The organism is Fibrobacter sp. HC4 (genome assembly GCF_023373925.1).
Lineage (GTDB): Bacteria > Fibrobacterota > Fibrobacteria > Fibrobacterales > Fibrobacteraceae > Fibrobacter.
In genome coordinates this window covers 81,757-104,234 of the sequence record NZ_JALCZV010000004.1, presented here as the reverse complement: position 1 = coordinate 104,234, position 22,478 = coordinate 81,757, and the positions used below count along the sequence as shown (strand labels likewise).

Below are 22,478 nucleotides of genomic sequence, written 5' to 3'. Positions count from 1 at the left end.
AACCCATGAAGACGTCTATTCATAGCAAAATCCTAAGATTAAACCTCTCCGTATTGCTGCTCTGCGCAGTATTCGTGGGAGGTTTTGGCATTTTGTGTGCTAGTCATTTTGTCAAGGACGACACCCAGGAACATCTGCAGTTGATCAGCCAGAGGGAATCAGCCCGCATTTCTGCCAGGTTGCAGAATATCGAGCAGTATGTGAAGACCGTATCTTATGTGGTGTTGGATGGGCTTGATGATTTGGATGAATTGAAGGATACCTTGCGCCAGCAAGCGTTTACGGATTACAACCTGAATTTTATGCGGGCGACCATCCATAACGTGAATGGTGCTGTGGCTGTGTATTTGCGTTATAATCCCAAGTTTACGCCTCCCACTTCTGGGGTTTTTCTGGCCAAGACAAGTAAGAACGGAAACATCCTGAAGCAGGTCCCGACCGATTTTTCAAAGTACGATCCCAGCGACATCGAACATGTGGGTTGGTATTACGTCCCCGTTATTTCGGGTAAACCCATCTGGATGGATCCTTACGAAAATAAGAATGTCGATATTTACATGATATCCTATGTGATGCCCTTGGTCAAGTTCGGAACGGAAGTTGGCGTTGTTGGTGTTGATATCGACTTTGGGTATCTGACTTCAGAAATCGCGAGCATTTCATTCCTTGAGTCAGGATATGCCTACCTGGAAAACAAGAATGGAACTGTAATTTATCATCCGTCTCTGTCGAGAGGTTCTAGGGTTCCTGATAATTTCCGCAGGGTCTGCGTGAAGAGAGTCCTTTCTAATGGGATGGTGCTTGTGCTAGAAGTTCCAGCCTCCGAGACCAATATGCAGCGCGATGCACTGGTTGCCGAAATTATGGGCTTTACTTTTATAATCCTTCTTGTTTTCGGTTTGATTTCTGTACGTATGGCCCGCTCTATTACAGAACCTCTGACGGCGCTGACTGAATCCGCCAATCAAATGGTTGCCGGAAATATTGATGTTTCGCTGGAATTCCATTCTGATGATGAAGTGGAGGATCTTGCCCATAATTTTGCTGCAATCCGAAAGTATGTGAAGGAGTATATGGGTTTTGTAAGGGGCGTGGCCTTTAAGGATGGCCTCACTGGGGTGCGCAATAAAACGGCCTTTGATACTTTTTTGGCAGACCTGCAGAATAAGGTGAACATGTTTGCCGTTACGGAATTGGGCTTTGTCTCGTTTGATGTGAACAACTTGAAAAAGGTAAATGAATGCAGCGGCCATGATCATGGTGATTTGCTCTTGCAGAACGCTTGCCAGATTATTTGCCAGGTGTTTGGCCATAGTCCCGTATTCCGTGTTGGCGGAGACGAATTTGTGGCTGTCCTCCAGTATGAAGACTACAGAAACCGCGAGGCTCTTCTGGCTGAAATGGACCGCAAGATGGCTGCTACCCGTTCCGAAGATTCTGCTCCCTGGGATCGCATCTCTATTGCCAAGGGACTTGCCGTCTATAACTGTTACACGAACGAACCTCTTGTTGATGCGGTGCAGCGTGCCCATGACGCCATGTACGAAAATAAGAGAGCGATGAAAAGTTTCGGTTAAAAGCTATATTTGGCATCGTTAAATTAGCCTCCCGGCATTTGACCGGGATTTTTTGAAATTGGTAAGTATATGCAGAACGAATTCGATAACGCCCTGGAAGGATTGCTGAACTTTAAGCCCGTTGACAGTCAGTCCGCTGACCGTTACAATGAACTTTTCAAGCAGTTGATTTCATCTTCTATGAAGATTTGTAGCGAGACGGATTATGCTGCCCTTGTCAAGCAGAAGGCCGACTCTGTAGAAAAGAAGTATGGTGTCAAGATGGAAACTTCTGACGATGAAGGTGACGTGTATAAGAAATTGCGTGAAGTCGTCCGCTTTGAGATGGCTCGCGAATCTATTCTGAATAACAGGGAGCATGAAGTCTGCTGTACTGAATCTAATTTCAGGAATGCCGTGGGTAAGTTCCGTGGCGAGTTAGAAAAGATTGTTCCCGAGTCTCAGATGGAAGTGCTGGAATCCATGTCCCAGTCGCTGTATTCCGACTTTACCAACTTCTTTGTCTGTGCCTCTATGGATTTGATTGCAGACGCAAAAATCTATCAGATGAAAGAATTCCGTCCCTTACAGCTGAATGCCATGGGCAAGGAAATCCGCACCTATGTAAACGTCATCAAGCAGCAGAATGCCAAGCCCCAGAAATCCCAGGTCGTTACGGACTGGTTCAGGAGTGTAATGGTGTTGCCCGCCTTCCTGTTTAGAAAGCTGTACGGTGTCAGCTTTGTAGAAATGTTTGAAGTGCCTCAGAAACTGGTAGACGATGTGGCCCACACTTTCAATATCTTCCAGAAGAATTTCGAGGCTTTTACCGCAGGCGATGAATACAGAATCCTTCATGAATTCCTGAGGGCTTTGAATCTGGAAAACTGCTTTACGGTTCGCATTAAGATCGGTGACCAGAACCGAAAAGCAGACAAGGCTAAGGTGAACTGATTTTTTATTTCTGTTTGCGCTTGATGCCTGTATTCAAGACTCGGAGTTCGGAATGCCCGTCTTCGAATCTGAACAGGATTCTCCAGGTGTAGACTCCGGTTCCGGCGAGTCGTCCTTCTGACGAACGCTGGTTCCAGCTGATGAATCCAACCTTGTAACGGTGCTCGCTGCTACTGCGGCTTTCCATTTCCATTTCGCCGTTTGAGCCGAATTCCTGGTTGAAGGTGGCAAGCACCTGGGCCATTCCATCGTAAATGGTGACAGAGACCTTATAGGGGGCGATTGTCCATACCTCTACGCTAGAAATAGAATCGGGTTGAGTTTCCCATTCGTCCTGACCGTCGGGAATCCATTCGACAGGTTGGCCTAAGCCGCTGACAGAGGGGTTGCTCCTGATCTTGTAAAGATAGGTGGCGATGTCGGTGCCGGTAGCCTCTACGCCTCCGCGGCCCATAGCGTTTCCTGCTTCATCCTGATAAGGGGCCTGATGGTCTGTGATGATGCAGTTGCCTACGTTTACGACGCGGTCTTTCAGAAGTAAGGTCCACACCAACCCCGATGAATCCTTTTTCGGAATGCTCAGCAGATTGATGGGGTGGGAAACTGTATCTTCGCATTTTTCTGAATATCGGAACAGTTTTTGCCAAGGTTCCCTATCTTCAGATTTTTTTGATTTCTTGGAAGAGGTCGTTTCTTTTACTTCGATAGGTTCTGACAGTTTGACGATTAATGTGTCGGGGTAGATTTCGTTGATTCCGCCCATATCGTTGTTTATGGCGAATTCGCCGGGGCGCTTCTGGGCGCTGACAACAACTGCGCCAATCTTGTCCCTGATTTTCAGTTTCTGCGTCTTGCCCCTTTTCTTGTGAAGGATTCTCAGGTAGGGTGAATTCTTTGCGCTGGTAAGGCCATATTTGAAGGGCTCCAAATTGGCTGTAATCCAAAGGGAATCGCTTGAAATTTCCACGTTGTTCTGGGTAACGCTTCGCCAATCTCCATCGGGGCTATTCCAGAACAAGGTGTCGATGCCGGCGATCTTTTTCAGAAGCTTTTCCTGGAAACGGATCTTTATAAAGTCTGCGGTACCATCCAGATTCAAATCATATATTTCGGCCTTGTCCGCTACACGGGTGGAATCTTCTTCGGGGATTTCCTCTTCCTCTTCAATAGGTTCTTCGCAGGCGTTGATGAATGAATTCCTGAAGGTTTTCCAGCGGGTGGTAACGCCAGCCTTGTCAGTGGCTCTCAGGTAGAATTCAACGCTATCACCTTGGAATAAACTTGACGGAATTTTTACAGACCAACGGTTTTCGCCGGCCAGGTGACTAAGGGCTTTGCCGTTGAAGACAACCATGTCGGAATTCTTGTAGAACAGTCTGGCTTCGTAAATGCCGTCGTTGTCCAGGATGTTAAAGGAGAAGGTTGCCTTTCCGTTAGAAGTGTCTGCGCAGTTGTAAACCATGGAAACGGAAGGTGCCTGGTTGTCAATGGGAATGGTGTAGGGTTGCGCGGCGGGGTTGCTGACATTAGGGCCGCGGCCCATTAGACCTGTCGTGTCAGCGGCTATGATGTAGAAGTCGATTCCCGGAGCCACGGCCATGGAGTCGCTAACCACAAAACGCCACAAGTTGCCAGAAACATTTTCTATGTCATAAGGGCTGAAGGATCCTTGGGGGATGCCTGCATGACGCAAGTAGATCCGGGCGTAGTCCACGTCGCTCTTGGTGGTAATGCGAGCCTCGATAACAATGGAGTCGCCTGCGGCTTGCTTTTTGCCGATGAGGGCCTTGGTGGAGTCCGTTAGACGGATAATGGGTGGCGTAAAATCTTCACTCCAGGTGGCGGTTTTCTGAGAAGCGTTTTCCAGGAATTTGACGTTCACTGAAACGGTATGGACGTCTCCGTCAAGAATCATATCGGGGCTTCGGTAACAGACAACGTAGCGGGTCTGTACGGAGGTTCTGACTTCGGAATAGATGGAAGCCAATTGTCCTGCGGTAGGTGCGTTAGTGTAGGTGCCTCCAGTAGCTTCTGCCAATTCTTTCAGGGGAACTTCGTAGTTGCCGCCGATGCCTACAGAATAGATGGTGGTATTTAGACTTTTGGCGTAATCGATTACTTCGTCGCTGGAAATGGTTTCGGATCCGTTATCGCCGTCAGAGAAAATGATGACTGCCGTTGGGTTGGTTTCGCCAAAGACCTGTTCTACGCCGTAATAGGCTCCGGTCTTGATGTTGGTCCCGCCGGATGCTGTAAGCCGGTCAACGGCATTCATCAGCAATTCCTTATCCGATGTCATGGTCTGGTGGACCTTGTAATTGCTTCCGCCAGAGAAGCCTACGATTGCCGTTCTATCGTATTGGCCCATATCCGAGATGAATTTACGGATGGATTCCTTGGCTTCGGTAATTCTTGTTCCCGACATAGATCCGCTTTCATCAACGACCAGGGCCACGGAAACGCCTCCCACCTGCTCCATAGTGGAAACCTGGGTGGGAACACTTTTGCCATCCTGGAAGATTTCGAAGTTTTCTGCGGACAAGTTCTGGATGGGGTTCCCTGTTTTACTGTCGCTTGCCGATACGGAAACGCAAACGCCCGGATGTTCGTTCAAGTTGATGTCCAGGATGCTTACGGCGGTAACCGTACTGGAGTCCAGCTCGAAATTCGGGCGGATGGTGCATTGTCTGGAAGTGGGCTTGATTCTCGTAGTGGCGGAATCCTTGCTTGCGAAAGTGGCTGTTCCGGTTACCAGTTCCCAGGACTTGAATTTGTAGCCGCCATAGGGAATCGCGGTCAAGGAGGTGTCAAAGCCGGGGTAAGTTATGATTTCGTTTTTAGGGAAGACTCTGCCGTTACTTGATTCTGAAACGATAACGGTGACGGGAGTCTGTTCGCTGATGGTGAAACCCGGGTTTTTGAATCCGTATGCGCTGCTCAGCTTAACTTCAAAATAGAGGGGGACTCCGGGTGTTCCTGAAACTTGGGCTTGGAAAGTGTTGCCAACTGCAACCCAGGATCGCGTAGAGTTGCTCAAGGTGGAGTCGGTTCCCCAGTGATTGATGGTGTATGACGTAGTCGAATCAAACGTGATACCCAGCATGTGCTTTAAGGTGTCTGAGGGAGTCCACTTGAACAAGACAGAAGTACGGAGACTTTCGCTGTAGAAGTCCTTATAGAAGTCGTAATGCTTCTTGACTGTAGACAAGGTCTTGAAGACGCCTTTCTTGAATACAGCCTTGATTGTGGAGGAATCCCTGATAATGACCACGGTTCCGTTACTTAGGGAATCTTTGATGGTTGCCTTTCCCTTGATGACTCTCCAGTGGTCAAACCGGTTGTGTTTGGAAGAAGAAATTCGGATGGGATAGGCCACGTTTGTGTAGGCCGACGAGTAACCGCTGGGGGAGGCTGTTCCCAAGGAATCTGTGATGATCGTCAGGGAGGCTGTATTCTGGGAATAGCTGATCCAGAAGGGATCGTCCTGATAGTTGCTGTAATAAGATTTCACTGAGTAGAAAATGGAATCTCCTGCGTTCATGTTCAGTGTGTCTATCAGGATGCTTGATACGTAGCTGAATAAGGTGTCTGCAGTACTGAATGCTGAAGATTTGTATCGGGTGATTTGTAGGGCTCTTTCGCTGTAATCTACGACAGGGCGTGATATGGCGATGGTGTACTTTCCTGCCTTTGGGGCTACGAACTTGAGACGGACTTCCTTGTTGTATGAAGCGTTGCTAAAGCTGTGATCGTTAAAGTCGTACGAAACGGGCGTTGCGATGATGGGATAGACCTGGCCCAGCCTATAGACGGCCTTTATGCGGCAATCGCTGTTGATGACCAGTTTTGTGCTAGCTTTCTTGGGGTCGAGAACGGAGCATTGCCCGCTTGTCACTTCCCACTTGGAGAATATGTAGTCGTTGCGGCTGTAAGCGGATAGGCTGAGAGAGTCTCCCTTGATGTGGGAGTAGTCGTAATTTTTCTGGTTGCCGGAGATGTAGATGTATCCTTGCGTGGAGTCGATGTCTGCATCCACCTTCAGCGCTTTCTGTACGCTTACGTTTATTGTCTCGGCCGGGTCTGAATATTGGTCCAGCAAGAAGTAGTAGGTTTTCCCCTTTTCGGCGGTAAAGGCATGGCCGTTGCCGTTATAATTGTAGGTGCTGCTCTTGCTGCGAGAAAACAGGCTGTCGTCCTGATAAGAAAGTATGTGTATGGTATTTTGGGTGTTGTACGAGATTGTATAATTGCTGGAATCTGTGGCGACGAACTTGAAACGTATGCCGTAATAACCGTCTTTAGTGGCGGATCCGTTTTTAGGGGTGCTGTAAGAGGTCGGCTTACTTGTCAGGGTGTACATCTCGCCCAGTTTCAACTTGTAACCAATAGTAGCCTGGGCCGTAGAAGGTATGAATAGGGTACTTTTGAGGGAGGAGTCTGCGAAAGTACCTTTGCCCGATATGACGTACCAGTTGACCAGTTGGGAGTCTGCCTTGACGCTTACCGATACAGAAAGGGTGTCGTTGATTCCGACGGTGTCGGGCCTGGTCTTGCCCTGGGTGGTGACAATGGCGGCGTCCATTGCCTGGATGAAGAGGGAATCCTTGTAATCGTAGTATGATTGCTTGTCTTTGAAATACCAGGAGTCTCCCTTCTTGCCCTTGACTGGGACGAAGGAATAGCGGTAGAGGCTTCTGTTCCCTTTTGAGGTCGTGAAGGTGGAATCGTTTTCGTATGAGTAGAAATAATGGGTCCTGCTCTTGGGGCTGCCCTTGATCACGTGGAGGTTCGTGTCTGGGAAGACGTAGCGGAACCATATGCCGTTTTCTGGCTTGACGTCATAAAAATCGCGGTCGGTGTCGTAGCCAGTACGCTTGGTGGTGATGTCGTAAATTTTGCCGGGTTCGCACTGGAGTTCCAGCTTTGTGTTCCCGTAGAAATAGGCGCTAAACTTATAGGTGATGTTATCGTATGCGCGAAGGGAATCGGAAGTGTATTTCCAACCGGCGGGGCGGTACCCCTCTTTCCCGTATCCGAAAAAAGTCTGCTTTGTGCCGACGACCACTTTGCCGGAGGAGCCGCTGGTGTAGCAATTTTTCGACGCTGAAGTGACGGTCAAATTTTTTGTGGTGGCCGTAAGGGTGCTGTAGCTGACTTTGAAGTTTTCCAGCGTATCGGCGTACCAGTAGTTGTTCACCTTGTAGAAGAGGCTGTCGCCAGCATTTACCGCCACAGAGTCCTTGAAGGTGGAATAGAAGTAGGTGGTTAAAAAGTTGGCGTTGTAGGACGAGTCTGTCTTTATGATCTTAAACTCTTTGTCGGGGGCGTCGGTCTGGAAATTGATGGTATAGGTGCCTGTGGTGGGTGCGACAAAGATAAGTCTGACCCCTTCGTTGGAATAGTTGGTGGAACCTAGGAAACCATTATTCTTGACGTTGTATTCTGTGGCGGTGGCGGAAATCTTGTAGGTGGAGCCTGCAGCAAAAGCACCTGCCGTAAAAACAGCAGATGCGGCTAGACTAATAATACACACTCCTAAGACACGCCCGAAAAAATTCTTGAGACTCAAGGTTGACCTCAGAGATTTTTGAGATTTTTATGCGGACAAGGCGAAATTTAGAAATAGGGCCCTTGGTCGCAAACTTTTTTTTGAAAACAAAAATGTGACGGAAATGCTACGGGGTAGGGGTGAACGTGGGGATGTCTAAGCAAACTATAACAAAGAAAAAATTTACACACTTTTGAGTGTACAAATGGATAGTAATTCTATTTGGAATAGGCGTTTTAAGTTCTTGTTTCGGAAATTTTACTCTTGGGCTGTTTATCAAAAAGTCTGCATTTATAAAAATTCTTAAACATTTTTAAAAAAAAACAAGCCCCAGCATATGCCGGGACTTGTAGGGGGTTAGGAGGATAACAACGAAACTTGTCATTCAAGTTTGGAGTTGTCCATAATATAGTAATATTTTATACGAAATTAAGTTATTTGGTAAAATTTAATCAAATTAATTAAAAAATATGTTTTTGGTCTAGTTTTTGACGCGTAAATCGTCTGACTTGGAGTGTTGACAACTTGTCCATGGGATGTTTTGTAGGGGCAATTCTTTTTGCCCTGCATAGAAATATCTTTTAGGATGTGGTTGGTATATCCGTGTGGTAACGGAAAAAGCGAGGAAGTATGGCTTTTAAGCATGTTTTTGGTGGCGCAGTTCTGGCTTGCGCATCTATCTTTGGCCTGGCTCAGGCTGCGACTCAGGCTACCTTTTATGTGGCTCCCGATGGCAGTGATGCCGCGAAGGGTACCAAGGACGCCCCTTTTAAGACGATTACGGCTGCCCAGAAGGCGGTTCGTGCTATCAACGGCTCCATGACCGGCGATATCGAGGTCATTCTCCGGGAAGGTACCTACCAGCTGACCAACACCGTGAACTTTACCGAGGCTGATGGCGGTCAGAACGGCTATTACGTCCGTTATAAGGCTGCCGATGGCGAAAAGCCCCTGATTACCGGTGGTATGCCCATTACCGGCTGGACTATCCATGACGAAAAGAATAACATCTGGAAGGCCGAAAACGTAGATGGCCGTTTCCGCCAGCTGTATGTGAACAACAAGAAGGCCGTTCGCGCTTGCTACCCCAACATGGTCAACGACATGGACCATGATTTTAGGCGCCTGACCAAGGTGGACTCCGCTGGCCGCGCTTTTGATGTTTCTACCGACGATGTAAAGATGATCAAGGATGCGGACAATGTGGAAATCCACTTGATGATTGCCTGGTCCGAAAATATCCTCCGTCTGGAAAAGATTCAGAATAACGGTGGTACTTCCAAGTTGATTCCCAAGGATCCGGAACGTACCCGCCTCTTCCACCGCGCCTACCCTATGCTGGGCACCGCTTTCATGAGCAATCCGCCCAAGCAGCAGGCTTTCTATCTCGAAAACTCCTACGATTTTATTGACGCCCCGGGTGAATGGTTCCTGGACGAAAAGGAACATGTGCTTTACTACAAGGCCCGCGAAGGCGAAAATATGGGCTCTGCAGTTGTTGTGGCTCCCCGTGTCAATACCCTGTTTAACGTTCTGGGTAAGGATACCAAGAACAAGGTGGGCTACATGGCATTCGAAGGCCTGTACTTCGGCCATTCCAATTACCTGCGCCCCAGCGATGAAGGCTTCCTGGATCTGCAGGCCGCAAACTTCAATATCGATGTCTTGGCTGACCCGGGTCGCGGAAACTGGGAAAATTTGAACAGCAATAAGTTCCTGCTGTGGCGTCCGGATGCCGCATTCCGCGTAGAAAATGCCCATCATTTCAAGGTCCAGGGAAACGTTTTCTCCCAGATTGCCGCAACGGCACTTGATTTTGTTAGCGGTACCAATGACGATATGATCCAGGGCAACGCCTTCTTCGATATTGGCGCTGCTGGTATCATGATCGGTAAGTTTGCCCAGGACTCCCTCACCGAAATTCACGAAGCCTACAATCCTACCGATAAGGAAGAAATCAGCACCCGCGATACCATCAAGAACAACTTGGTCAATAACGTGACTACGGAACATCAGGGTGCTGTTGGTATTGGCGCTGGTTACCCCCGCTTTGTAGAAATTGTCCATAACGAAATTTCCTATACGAACTACTCCGGCATTTCCGTTGGTTTCGGCTGGACCAAGAAAGAAACGGCCATGACCAATAACCATATTAACTGGAACGAGATTCACCATATTGCTCGTCTGCTTTGCGACGCAGGTCCGATTTACACTTTGTCTAACCAGGGTGTTGGTGGTGAAATCCAGTACAACTATATTCACGATAACACCACTTCCAAGTGGGCTGACTACTGGAATGTGCCCATCTACCTGGATGAAGGTACCAGCGGCTTTACCATCAAGGAAAACGTGTTCAAGAATGCCCAGGGTGGTGTAGGCCAGAACCAGGCAGGAACCAATACAATTAACCAGACTGGTGATTACTGGAACCAGAATACTGCAGACAATGCCGGTATCGAAAAGGATTTCAAGTACATCAAGGAAATCACGGAAATTCCGCTGCCCGATTTCTCCAATACGGTGCCCCAGGCTCCTTTCGGTGGCGTGGCCGCAGCTATCCCGGGCGTAATCCAGCTCGAAAACTACGATGAAGGCGGTCAGAGCGTTTCCTTCAGCGACAAGGATTTCATCAACGAAGGTAACGTATACCGCGAAGATGGCGTAGACGTTGTGGGCTATGGCTGCTCCGACACCTTGAATACCGAAGATTGCAAGGGCTATGCCATTGGTTACACCAATCCTGGCGAATGGCTGGAATACACCGTGAACGTGGCTGAGGATGGCGAATACCTGTTCCGTGCCAATGTGGCTAGCGGCCTGGATGTGGCAAGTTTCCGCCTGTTCATGGATGGCAAGGCCATTACCGATACCATTGCGATCCCCCAGGGCGAAGACTGGGTGACCTACGATACCATCGATGGTAAGACGGCGAAACTGACTAAGGGTGAACATGTGCTCCGTGTGGCCATTACCGGTACATACGGCAACCTGGACTGGATCAAGTTCGCTCTGACCGAAGAAGAACTGAACGCCATGGGTATCAAGTCGGTGAATTACGGAATCAGCTTGGATTTGAACAGCGTTGGTGCCTACAAGGTGTATACCGCTCAGGGCCGCCTCATGGGCTACGTGAATGCAAATTCCGCCCGCGAAGCTCAGAATGCCGCCCGTGCCATGATTCATGATGCCGGCATCTACATGGTGAAGGCTCCCAACGGATCCGCCTTCCGCATGAAAGTGAAGTAGTTTTTTAAGGAATGAAACATTGTTATCCCATTGACAACTTGTCAATGGGATTTCTTCTTTCTGTTGGTCGGTTAGCGGTTCCTAAAGATATTTTTATAAAAAAACATAAAAGGGTATGGTATTGTATGAAAAAGAGTTTCAAGAAGTGGATTGCTCCGGCCGCATTCGGCCTGTTTGGCTTGGGTCTCGTGCCCTCTGCCATGGCTGATAATCCGATTATCCAGACGTACTATTCCCCGGACCCGGCTCCGGTTGTGTTTGGCGATACCCTTTGCTCCTATTCCGGTAACGACGAAGGTGGTTCCTTCTTTACCATGCACGGCTGGCGTGTTTCCTGCACCACCGATATGGTGAACTGGACCGATATGGGTACGCTGATTCTGGAAGCTGGTGATTTTAACGGCAGCGCCAAGAAGAATGGCGACTGGGCTGCCCAGGTAATCCGTCGTAAGGATGCCAGCGGCAAGTACAAGTATTACTACTACGTTACAGTGGAATCAACCCGTGGTGGCCGCGCCATTAACGTGGCTGTTTCCGACACCAAGGAAGGTCCCTTTAAGGATGCCTTGAATGGTAAGCACTTGGCTGGCCCCAACTGGGACTACATTGATCCGACTGTATGGATTGATGACGATGGCCAGGCTTATCTGTACTGGGGTAACCCCAAGCTTTATTATTGCCCTCTTAAGGAAAACATGATCGAATGTGCCACCGACGTGAAACTTACCGACATGTCTAGCTTTAACGGCAAGTATACCGAAGGTCCGTGGATCCATAAGCGCGGCAACAAGTATTACATGATTTACGCTGCAAGCGGTGTTCCTGAATCTATTGACTATTCCTGGAGTGACAAGCCCACTAGCGGCTGGCAGTATAAGGGCACTATTATGCCTAGCGGCGAATCGGGTGCCGCATTTACAGTTCATTCCGGCATTGTGGATTTCCAGGGCCGTAGCTTCTTCTTCTATCATAATCAGCGCCGTGTTCCTGGTGCAGGTGGCTATTCCCGTACTTCTGCAGTGGAGGAATTCACCTGGGGTGCTGATGGTACCATTCCTACCATTCACATGACGGATGAAGGCGTCAAGACTCCTATCAAGAATCTGGACCCGTACGAAAAGGTACAGGCCGAAACCAAGGCTTGGATGGAAGGCATCAATCTAGATAAGAGCGGTGGTTATACCATTATCAAGAATGTTGAAACCGAAGGTAAGACTGTTTACCTTACCAATATGAATGCGGGTTCCTGGACTAAGGTCCGTTCTGTGGACATGAGCATGGGTGCCGATGATATTGTGGTCTGCACCAAGGGTGGCTCTGGTGTGATTGAACTTCACTCCGGTTCTGCAACTGGCCCGCTGATGTCTACCATCGAGGTTCCTGCAAGCACCGATTGGCAGGAAAACTCCTTTAAAGTGACCGGTGCCGAAGGCATTGGAGACTTGTATTTCGTATTTAAGTCGGGCAACTTCAAGTTTGACTACTGGTACTTTGAAACTTCTGCAACCGCTGTTCCTCAGGAACCGTATCTGGGGGCTGCATTCGCAATTCCCGGTAAGATCCAGGCCGAGAATTTCGACAAGCCGGGTGTGGGTCGCGGTAACAGTTCCTACATGGACAAGGATGCTGAAAACCATGCTTGCTCCGGAGACGATCTTTCTGAATGTTCCGACTACCGTGATGGCACTGGCGTTGATATTTACAAGAAGAAGGATGGCCGTATCGCTATCGGCTTTATCCAGGAAGGCGAATGGCTGGAATACACCGTGGATGTGGCCAAGGATGGTGATTACACCATGTATGCTGCGGTGGCATCTGCAGGTGGCTCTACCTTCAAGCTTTCTATTGATGGTGAAGATATTACCTCTGACGTAGAAGTTCCCGCCGCCAAGGAAGAAGGAAGTTACAGCGAATACGCCAAGGCAAAGGCCAATGTGAAGCTGACTGCGGGTAAGCATATTCTTCGCTTTACCGCTACCGGCGACTGGTTCGATGTGGACTACTTCAACTTTGAATCTGGCAAGGATGCTGAAGACAGCTCTCCCATAGGTAATGAATCTAATGATGAGGAAGTCTCTATTGGATCTCGTGTTCAGTTCGTCAAAATTCAGCCGGCTTCTTATGAAGTGTTTAGCATGAACGGCAAACTGATTGGCAATGTGGAATTGTCTGCAACCGAGGCTGTTTCCATTTCGCAGGAAATGAAGTCTGCAGGATTTGTTCGCGGTGTATACCTGCTCCGTGGCGTAGGCGTTAATGCCATGCAGAAAGTTCAGGTGAAGTAAAAATCTTTTGATACTCCGAAAGGGAGTTTTGGGGAAAGTCTCAGTCTTCGGACTGGGACTTTTTTTTTGTCCATAATGGACGCTTTTGGACAATCTGTCAATGAGATTTTCACAACAGATATTTCGCTACCTCTTTAAAAGGGGTATTTTTTTATTGGTTGGTAATAAAGCGAGGACCTTATGAAAAAAGGATTGGTTTTGTGTGCTGCATTGGCTTCTGCCGCAGCGGTTATGGCTCAGCCTAACAATGAATGGAATGGCAAGCCCACGGTGTTCGGAGTAAATACTCTTACACCCCATGTGACTTCCATGCCTTACAGCACTTTGGAAGAAGCTCTGAAAATGGACCGTCGTGCTTCTGAATGGTATCAGACCTTGTCTGGCACGTGGAAGTTCTTTCATGTGAATGCACCTGCTCAGCGTAACAACGAATTCTACGGCGATACCTACGATGTTTCCAAGTGGGACGATATCCCGGTTCCTGGTAACTGGCAGATGTATGGTTACGATCATCCCATTTACAGTAATGTAATTTATCCCTGGAGCAAGAACGACTGGATCAGCCCTCCCGAAGCTCCCACCAAGTTCAATCCCGTTGGACATTACCGTCGTGACTTTACCGTGCCCAAGGCTTGGGACGGCAAGCGTATCCGTCTCCATTTCGAAGGCGTGGAATCCGCCTACTATGTCTGGGTGAACGGTAAGTACGTGGGCTATAGCGAAAACTCCTTCACCGATCACGAATTTGATATTACAGACAAACTTCGTAGCGGTACCAACAATATTTCTGTGCAGGTGTTCCGCTGGTGTGATGGCTCCTGGATGGAAGACCAGGACTTTATCCGTCTGGCCGGTATTCATCGCGATGTCTATATCTATGCTACTCCCAAGACTCACATTCAGGATTTCCAGGTCAATGCGTCCCTGGCTAGCAATTACAGCGATGGTACCCTGGATGCAAGCGTCTGGGTAAGAAATACTAGCGGTTCTGCATCCGGTTCCTACACTTTGGAAATGGGCGTGTATAATGCCGCCGGTACCGCTGTGGCTACCGACAAGGCTACTGTTTCTGTTGCCGCCGGTAAAGAAGAAAAGGTTTCCTTCAGCAAGACCATTACTTCTGTCAAAAAGTGGGCTTCTGAAACTCCCAACCTGTATACCTTTGTGTTGACCCTTAAGGATGGTTCTGGCAAGACCGTGCAGGTGGAAAGTAACCGCATCGGTTTCCGCAAGGTGGAACTTAAGAAGGATGGCAACGGCATTACCCGTTTCTATGTGAATAATTCTCCGGTGATCTTGCGCGGTGTGGACCGTCACGAAATCGATCCGGATTATGGTCATACCATGAGCTATGAACTGATGGAAAGGGATGTCTTCCTGATGAAACAGTTCAATATCAATGCTCTCCGTATGTCTCATTATCCCAATGACCCCCGTATGTACGATCTTTGCGACAAGTACGGCATCTACGTCATTGACGAAACTAACCTGGAAACTCATGGTGCCAACGATAAGGTTCCCAAGAGCGATGACAACTGGCGTGCCGCTTCCGTGGAACGTATCAGCTCCATGATCCAGCGCGACAAGAACCATCCTTCTATCTTGATCTGGTCCCTGGGTAACGAAGCCGGCTGGGGTAACGTTTTCGGCACCATGCAGGAATATGCCCATCAGGCTGACGCTTCTCGCCCGGTTCATTACGAAGGCGACAACGACCACGCCGACGTGAATAGCTGTATGTATTGCAGTGACTGGACTGCAGCCACCTACAATAACAATAACAAGCCCTGGATGCTTTGCGAATACGAACATGCCATGGGTAACTCCGTAGGCGAACTGAAGGAATACGTGAAGGCCTTCTATGATAATCCCCGCGTATTCGGCGGATTCATCTGGGACTTTATCGACCAGGGCCTCCGTCGCAACGGAACCAAGTACTTTAACTTTGGCGGTCTCTGGGGTGATGAACCTAACGATGACAACTTCTGCGCCAACGGCCTGGTTTTCCCGGATCGTAGTCTGCAGCCTGAAATGTGGGAAGTCAAGCACCAGTACCGTAACGTAGTGGTTCACGCCAAGACTCTGGAAAAGGGACTTGTAGAAATCGAGAACCGCTTTGACTTCGTGAACCTGAAGGATTACGCCAACGCTGTCTGGACCTTGAAGGAAGACGGCAAGGAAATCGCTACCGGTAAACTTTCTGGCTCTGACTTGGATGTGGCTCCCTTGGCCAAGAAGGAAGTGACCATCAATTTCAAGAAGCCTGAATTGAAGGCCGGTTCCGAATATATGCTGGATATTGATTTCCAGTTGAAGAATAAGGAAGACTGGGCTGATGCGGGTTTCAGCATTGCTCATGAACAGTTTGCCGTTCAGCTGGGTCAGGGTGATATTCCCCAGGTGGATTACTCTAGCCTGCCCAAGCAGAAAGTTTCCGAAGGTTCTGGCAAGACAACCATTGATGGCAGCGATTTTTCCGTTACCATCAATATGGAAAATGCAACCATTGAAAATTACAAGTTGAATGGCCTGGAATTGATTCGGCAAGGTGGTGTGCCTAACTTCTGGCGTGCACCTACCGATAACGACAAGGGCTACAATATGGAAAAGGTTAGCGGTGTCTGGCGCAAGGCCGGTAGCTCCCGCAAGGTGAACAGCTCCAAGGTGACCAAGGTCGACGAAAATGAAACTCGCGTTGACTTTAACCTGGGAATTTCCGCCGGCTATTCTACCATGACCTTGAGCTACACCATTTACGGTAGCGGCGATATCCTGGTGGACTACACCCTTACTCCCGATGCCGCCCAGCCCGATATTCCTAACGTAGGTACCCTCTTCACCATTCCGGGTGGATTTGAAAAGGTCCAGTGGTATGGTCGCGGCCCCAGCGAAAACTATGTTGGCCGTCGTGAAGGTAGTTATGCCGGCATCTATTCTGCAAATGTAGACGATTTCTTTGTGCCTTACATGGAAGTGGGCGAAACCGGTCAGCGTAGCGATGTAAAATGGATGATGCTCACCAACGCTCAGGGCAAGGGCCTTATGGTTGTGGGTTCTCCCCGCATGGAATTCAATGCTTTGCATTACACTCCGGAACAGCTGACCGATGTAAAGCTGCCCTGGGATCTTAAGCGCGATAAGGAAATCACTCTCCGCGTTGACCTTCAGCAGATGGGCCTCGGTGGCACAAATAGCTGGGGCGCAAAGCCGCTCAGTTCCTACATGATTGGTGCCAAGAATACCTACAAGCATAAGTTCCGCATTTCTCCGGTTCGCGGTCTTATGGAAGATCCTACCGTGTTGGCAAATGTTGGTTTCCCCAACTTGGAAACCAGCAAGGTGATTAACGCCAAGTATCCGACTATCGAGTACGGAGAGGTTCAGCAGGAAGCATTCGTTGAACATGTCTTCCCCTGCACCATCCAGATGGAAAATTACGACAAGGGTGGTGAAGACCTGAGCTTCCATGATGTGGATATGGAAAACGAAGGCGGCCTCTATCGCGAAGATGGAGTGGATATTGTTGGTGTCGGTTGCGATGCGAAGGGCTCGAACTGCACTGGTTATGCCGTGGGCTATACTCAGCCTGGCGAATGGCTGGAATTTACCGTAGACGTGAAGACTGCAGATGATTATCTGTTCCGTGCTAACGTGGCTAGCGGCCTTGAAGGAAGTGGCTTCAAGCTGTACGTTGACGGTAAGGCTGTAACGGATACGGTCAAGGTCCCCAAGGGCAATGACTGGGATACTTACGGAACTATCGATGGAAAGATTGGCAAGGTATCCGCAGGTAAGCATGTGATCAAGGTTGAAATTACTGGCGCCTACGCAAACATTGACTGGATCCGCTTTGATACGACTGAAGAAGGCCTGCCCATTCGCAACCCGCTGAAGTTGGACGTGGCAGAATCCCAGGACTTCTACGTGTTCAGTGCCAAGGGCAGAATGTTGACGAAGGTGAATGCGGCTGACTTGAACCAGGTCCGTGAGGAATTGCAGGTTCGCGGCATGCAACCCGGAGCCTACATTATTCGCAGTGCGGATGGTAACGTAAAGCAGTTGATCAAGATTACGAAATAAAATTAGCGGAATCTGTATACGCCACACCCATAGCACTTCGAGAGAAATTTCGAAGTGCTTTTTGTTGTTAATGGGCTTTGACAATCTATCCATGAGACTTTGTAAATGACGTGGGTAAAATGCGTCATACAGGAATATTTTTACAGAGAAAAATTAAAGGGAAAGAGGTCCATATGTTTTCTAAAAATTTGTTGTTTGGTTTGGGTTTGAGTCTTGCAGCTCTTTCCTCACCGATGTTCGTGGCATCTGCAAATGCTGCGCCCGAAACCTCTCACGTTCTTTGGTACAACCGTGATGCCGGCGATGTGTTCACCGATGCGCTCCCCATTGGTAACGGCTACATGGGCGGCATGGTCTATGGCGGAGCCGGCAAGGATATCATCGGACTGAATGAAGGTACCGTATGGAATAGCGGTCCCGGCAGCAACAATAAGAGTGGCTCTGCAAGCAAACTGGGTCAGATCCGTAACGCCCTTTTCTCTGGCGACTACAAGACTGCTGAAGATGTAACTGGCAGTTTTGCCACCTATGACATTGCTGCATTCCAGCCTGTTGGTGACTTGGTGATCAATACTGGCCACACCGCTTCTGACTATCGTCGTGAACTGGATCTTGAAACCGCAACGGCAAAGACTACCTATACGGCAGGCGGCGTAAAGTACACCCGTGAATATTTTGCCAGCTATCCCGACAATGTGATTGTGGTCCGCCTGACCGCAAGCGAAAAGGGTAGGGTTGGTTTTAGTGCAGGTCTAACTACGCCTCACAAAAATAATAGTGTGAAGAATGTGGGCTCCAACACCCTCACCATGGATGCGACCGTCAACTCCATCAAGTTCCAGACCCGCTTTGTGGTGCAGACTGATGGCGGTACCGTTTCTGCAGGCAATGGAACCGTCAACGTTTCCGGTGCAAATTCCGCAACCATCATTTTGAATACGGGTACGAATTTCGTTTCTTTCGATAATGTGACCGCAGACCCCGCTGCCCGCGCCGAGGCCACCATCAAGGCTGCTAGCGCCAAGACCTACGATCAGCTGCGTTCCGCTCATCTTAAGGACTATCAGGAATTGTACAATCGTGTGCGTCTGAACTTGGGCGCTGCCGCTTCTAACGCAGGTGATATTACTACCAGCCGCGTCAAGGCTTTCAACACTACCGATGACCCTTCCTTTGTGGAACTTTACTACCAGTTTGGTCGTTACCTCATGATTTCCAGCTCCCGTAAGGGCGGCCAGCCCGCAAACCTTCAGGGCATCTGGAACAAGGATACTTCTCCTATGTGGGGTTCCAAGTACACCACCAACATCAACCTTGAAATGAACTACTGGATGGTTGAATCCGCCAACCTTCAGGAATGCGGTGTACCTCTGTTCGACAAAATCAAGGCTCTCGTCACTCAGGGCTCCAAGAGCGCCAAGGAAATCTGGGGAACGGACCGCGGCTGGGTTGTCCATCATAATACTGACCTCTGGAACCGTACCGGTCCCGTAGATGGTTCCTGGGGCGTATGGCCTTCTGGCGCAGGCTGGCTTAGCACCCACCTGTGGGAACATTACCTCTATACCGGTGATAAGCAGTTCCTGAAGGACGCCTACGAAACTATGAAGGGCGCCGCAGAATTCTACCTCACCACTATGGTTGAAGAACCGAAGAGTGGCCATAAGTATCTGGTAACCGCACCTAGCGATTCTCCCGAAAATACACACGGTGGTTACAATGTCTGCTTTGGCCCTACCATGGATATTCAGATCGCCCGTGATGCCTTCAACAATGCCATCGAAGCTTCCAAGATTTTGGGCGTTGACGCAGATCTTCGCGCCGATTTTGAAGCGGCCGTGAAGAAGCTTCCGCCTAATCAGATCGGTAAGTATGGCCAGCTTATGGAATGGTTTGAAGATTGGGATGATCCTAAGAGCGATCACCGCCATGTTTCTCACCTTTACGGCCTTTTCCCCAGTGCCCAGATTTCTGTAGACGGCACCAAGGAAGAAGCGGAAGCTGCAAAGACTACTTTGACCCAGCGCGGCGACAATGCCACCGGCTGGTCTCTGGCCTGGAAGATTAACTTGTGGGCTCGTTTGCAGGATGGCGATCATGCCTACAAGCTGGTCCGCAACCTCCTTACACCGGACCGTACCTACAATAACCTTTTTGACGCACATCCGCCTTTCCAGATTGATGGTAACTTCGGTGCCGTTTCCGGCATTAACGAAATGTTCATCCAGAGTCAGGGCGGCAAGATCCGCGTTCTGCCCGCACTTCCTTCCAAGTGGTCTAGCGGCAGCATCGCAGGTCTCAAGGCCCGCGGCGGAATCACTGTGGATTCCCTGGCCTGGAATAACGGCAAGTTGACTTATCTTGGCCTTAGCTCCACCAACAAGGATAATCTGACCATCGAATATAACGGCAATATCGCCAGCACCACCACCATGGCGGGCGGCAAGTACGAATTCGACGGTAACTTGAAACTGACCAACGAACCTTTCGAAGCCGTGGCCATTCCCGCGACCATCGAAGCGGAAGATTACGTGGCTATGGACGGTGTGGTTATTGAACCCGATGAATCCGGCGAACCCAATATCGGCTGGATCGAAGACGGCGACTGGTCCGAATACTTCGTCAAGGCCCCTGTTGCTGGACCCTACACTTTGAAGGTCCGCGTGGCTTCCGGTTCCGAAGACGAAAGCACCATTACGGTGACCGACGAGGCTGGCAAGAAGCTGGGTGTTATTACCGTTGATCCTGCAAAGACTAGCGGGTGGAATGATTGGTACGAAGAATCCACTTCTATCGAACTCCCTGCCGGCGAACAGACTTTGCGCTTTACCTACAACGGCGAAGGCTTCCTCATGAACGTGGATAAGTTCTCCCTGGAAGGCGATCCCACCGCTATCGGCACCGTTGCCTCCCAGCGCTTCAACTCCCTGGAAGTGTCCCGCGTGCCTATGTCCAACGCCTCTATTGCTCTCATGGTAAAGGCCCCTGCTGGCGAAAGCTACACCGTGCGCCTCCTGGATGTGGATGGCCGTCAGGTGGGAATCTCCCGCGGCCTTGGCGGTTCCTCCAACCTGGTGGAATTCGGTGCGGCCCATAATTTGCCCCAGGGCAATTACGTCGCCATCATCCGTAGCGGAACCCGTCAGAAGACTCTCCGACTTTCCGCCTACTAATCCGCGGAACCCGCGGCGGTCAAAAAAATCATCAAAAAAAATCCCCGCAGTTCAGTTCCGCGGGGATTTTTTTGCCTTTTAAATGGAACGTAATTTAATTACGGCATGGTGAACTGCTTCAGGAACGGCCAACCGATCTTGCCGTCGCCCTGTTCGTGACCACCGCCCTGCTTGGTGCAGAGAACCACCTTGGTGCCTGCATTGCAGCTGGAGTATTCCTGGCAGCCGTCGGAGTTGGTAGTGGGAACGCCTACGCATCCGTTCTTTTCTGCCCAGAACTTGAAGTTCTTTTCTGCGCCCAGGAAGTTCAGACCGTCATTGAATCCGCTATCGCCACCAGTATAACGACAGACGTTATCGTTGGTGCCGCGGAACATGATAATAGAAATGGGGCGATCCGGTTTGCAGATGGCGCTGTTGGTGGTGTTCAAGTCCATGCCGGCAGGAGCCACAGCGGCGTAAACGTCAGACATGAAGCAAGCCACATGGTTAGACATGCCGCCGCCCATAGAGAAGCCGGTTGCGTAAATGCGCTTGTTGTCGATGCAGACCTTTTCCTTGACAGCCTTGATCATTTCGCGGGAGAACTTTACGTCGTCGTCGTCAGAGCAGCAGGGGCCCACGTTCCAACCCGGACCCATCTTGCTTGCGTCGGCGGACTTGGTTCCATCGGGGTACAGAGAAATGACACCTTCCTTATCAGTCAAGGACTTGTAAGTGGTGCCGTTGAGCTGGCCCTGGCCAGAACCCATAACCGGGTGGTAGTCAACAACCAGGGGCACGGGGGCGGAACCCTTATAGCTATCGGGAACGTGCATGATGAATGTACGCTTCTTGCCGTCCACCATGACGTCCATATTGTGGTTACCAGCCTGGTAAGTCTTGCCGTCGCAACTGATCACTTCCGGTTCGCTGGAGCTGCTGACGTTGGAATTGGAACTGGTTATCGGTGTGATGATGCTGGTAGAAGACGTCGGGTTCGAACCAGCTACCTTCAGGACGATAGAAACGTTGGTTTCTACTTCGGCGGACATGGTGTAAGACGCTCTGTCGTAGCCTTCCTTTGCGAACTGGAAGCCTGCCAGGGGATCCCCTTCCTTCTTCAGTACCTTGCGTGCGCCATCCTTGGAAAGGGTATAGCTGCTGCTGCTGCCTGCGGCAGAAACCCTCAGGATCATCATCTTCTGGTGGGAAGTCTTTCTCAGGTCCAGCTGCATGCTGGAGTTCTGTGCGTCAAAATCCTGCTGGAACATGACCTTGCCCAGGGCATCCATCAAGGAAACCTTGAAAGCTTCGCCGGTCCTGTTGTTGATGTTCAAAATGGAACCCTGATACTGAACGTCGAACTTTGCGGCGTTCAAACCGAAGTCGGCGATACCGGTGCCTTCGTTGCTAAGGGCGAAGTTTCCCTGGGCGTCTGTTGTTCCGCTAACGTCTGCGTAATTGAACGAAGAAATGGAAACGCCTTCCAGGGGTGCGCCAGCTTCGTTGGAAACTGTGCCGGAAATGCTCCAGGCAAAGGCCATGCTTGCCAGAGAGCTAAAAAACAAACCCAGTGCGCCCTTTCGGGCTACACTGCCTAAATCCATCTTATGGATATGCATAGCTACTCCTTGATAAGGGAGATCTCCCCAAA

The 22,478-nt window shown here is 49.7% G+C and carries 8 protein-coding genes; 6 read left to right on the top strand and 2 right to left on the bottom strand.

Annotation, left to right across the window (positions count from 1 at the left end):
- Window positions 1–5: 5 nt before the first annotated feature.
- Both MMG03_RS03890 and MMG03_RS03885 read left to right on the top strand, forming a co-directional pair.
- A complete protein-coding gene (locus MMG03_RS03890; RefSeq protein WP_249505654.1) occupies window positions 6–1,577 on the top strand; it encodes a diguanylate cyclase domain-containing protein in 1,572 nt (523 codons plus the stop codon).
- Window positions 1,578–1,646: 69 nt separating this feature from the next.
- Window positions 1,647–2,510, top strand: a complete 864-nt coding sequence (locus MMG03_RS03885) for a hypothetical protein (protein WP_073161119.1) — start codon at window positions 1,647–1,649, stop codon at window positions 2,508–2,510.
- Window positions 2,511–2,514: 4 nt separating this feature from the next.
- Here the strand turns inward: MMG03_RS03885 and MMG03_RS16045 are convergent, their stop codons facing one another.
- Window positions 2,515–8,043 carry a VWA domain-containing protein gene (locus tag MMG03_RS16045; RefSeq protein WP_249505653.1) on the bottom strand — a complete coding sequence of 1,843 codons (5,529 nt, stop codon included), beginning with the start codon at window positions 8,041–8,043 and terminating at the stop codon, window positions 2,515–2,517.
- A gap of 645 nt (window positions 8,044–8,688) precedes the next feature.
- Here MMG03_RS16045 and MMG03_RS03875 point away from each other — a divergent pair.
- The 4 genes from MMG03_RS03875 (at window position 8,689) to MMG03_RS03860 (ending at window position 20,842) form a co-directional block, all read left to right on the top strand.
- Window positions 8,689–11,304: a carbohydrate-binding protein gene (locus tag MMG03_RS03875; RefSeq protein ID WP_249505652.1), complete on the top strand. Its 2,616-nt coding sequence runs from the start codon at window positions 8,689–8,691 to the stop codon at window positions 11,302–11,304.
- 125 nt (window positions 11,305–11,429) lie between these two features.
- Complete coding sequence (locus MMG03_RS03870) at window positions 11,430–13,589, top strand: carbohydrate-binding protein (RefSeq protein ID WP_073161115.1); 2,160 nt, start codon at window positions 11,430–11,432, stop codon at window positions 13,587–13,589.
- A 180-nt stretch (window positions 13,590–13,769) separates the two neighbouring features.
- A complete protein-coding gene (locus tag MMG03_RS03865; RefSeq protein ID WP_112132013.1) occupies window positions 13,770–17,669 on the top strand; it encodes a glycoside hydrolase family 2 TIM barrel-domain containing protein in 3,900 nt (1,299 codons plus the stop codon).
- Between the two features lie 173 nt (window positions 17,670–17,842).
- Window positions 17,843–20,842, top strand: coding sequence for a glycosyl hydrolase family 95 catalytic domain-containing protein (locus MMG03_RS03860; protein WP_249505651.1), 3,000 nt, complete (start codon window positions 17,843–17,845; stop codon window positions 20,840–20,842).
- Window positions 20,843–20,940: 98 nt separating this feature from the next.
- On the opposite strand, the gene MMG03_RS03855 is transcribed toward MMG03_RS03860, so the two are convergent.
- Entirely contained in the window at window positions 20,941–22,446 is a 1,506-nt protein-coding gene (locus MMG03_RS03855) for a PHB depolymerase family esterase (RefSeq protein ID WP_249505650.1), read from the bottom strand.
- Window positions 22,447–22,478 lie beyond the last annotated feature (32 nt).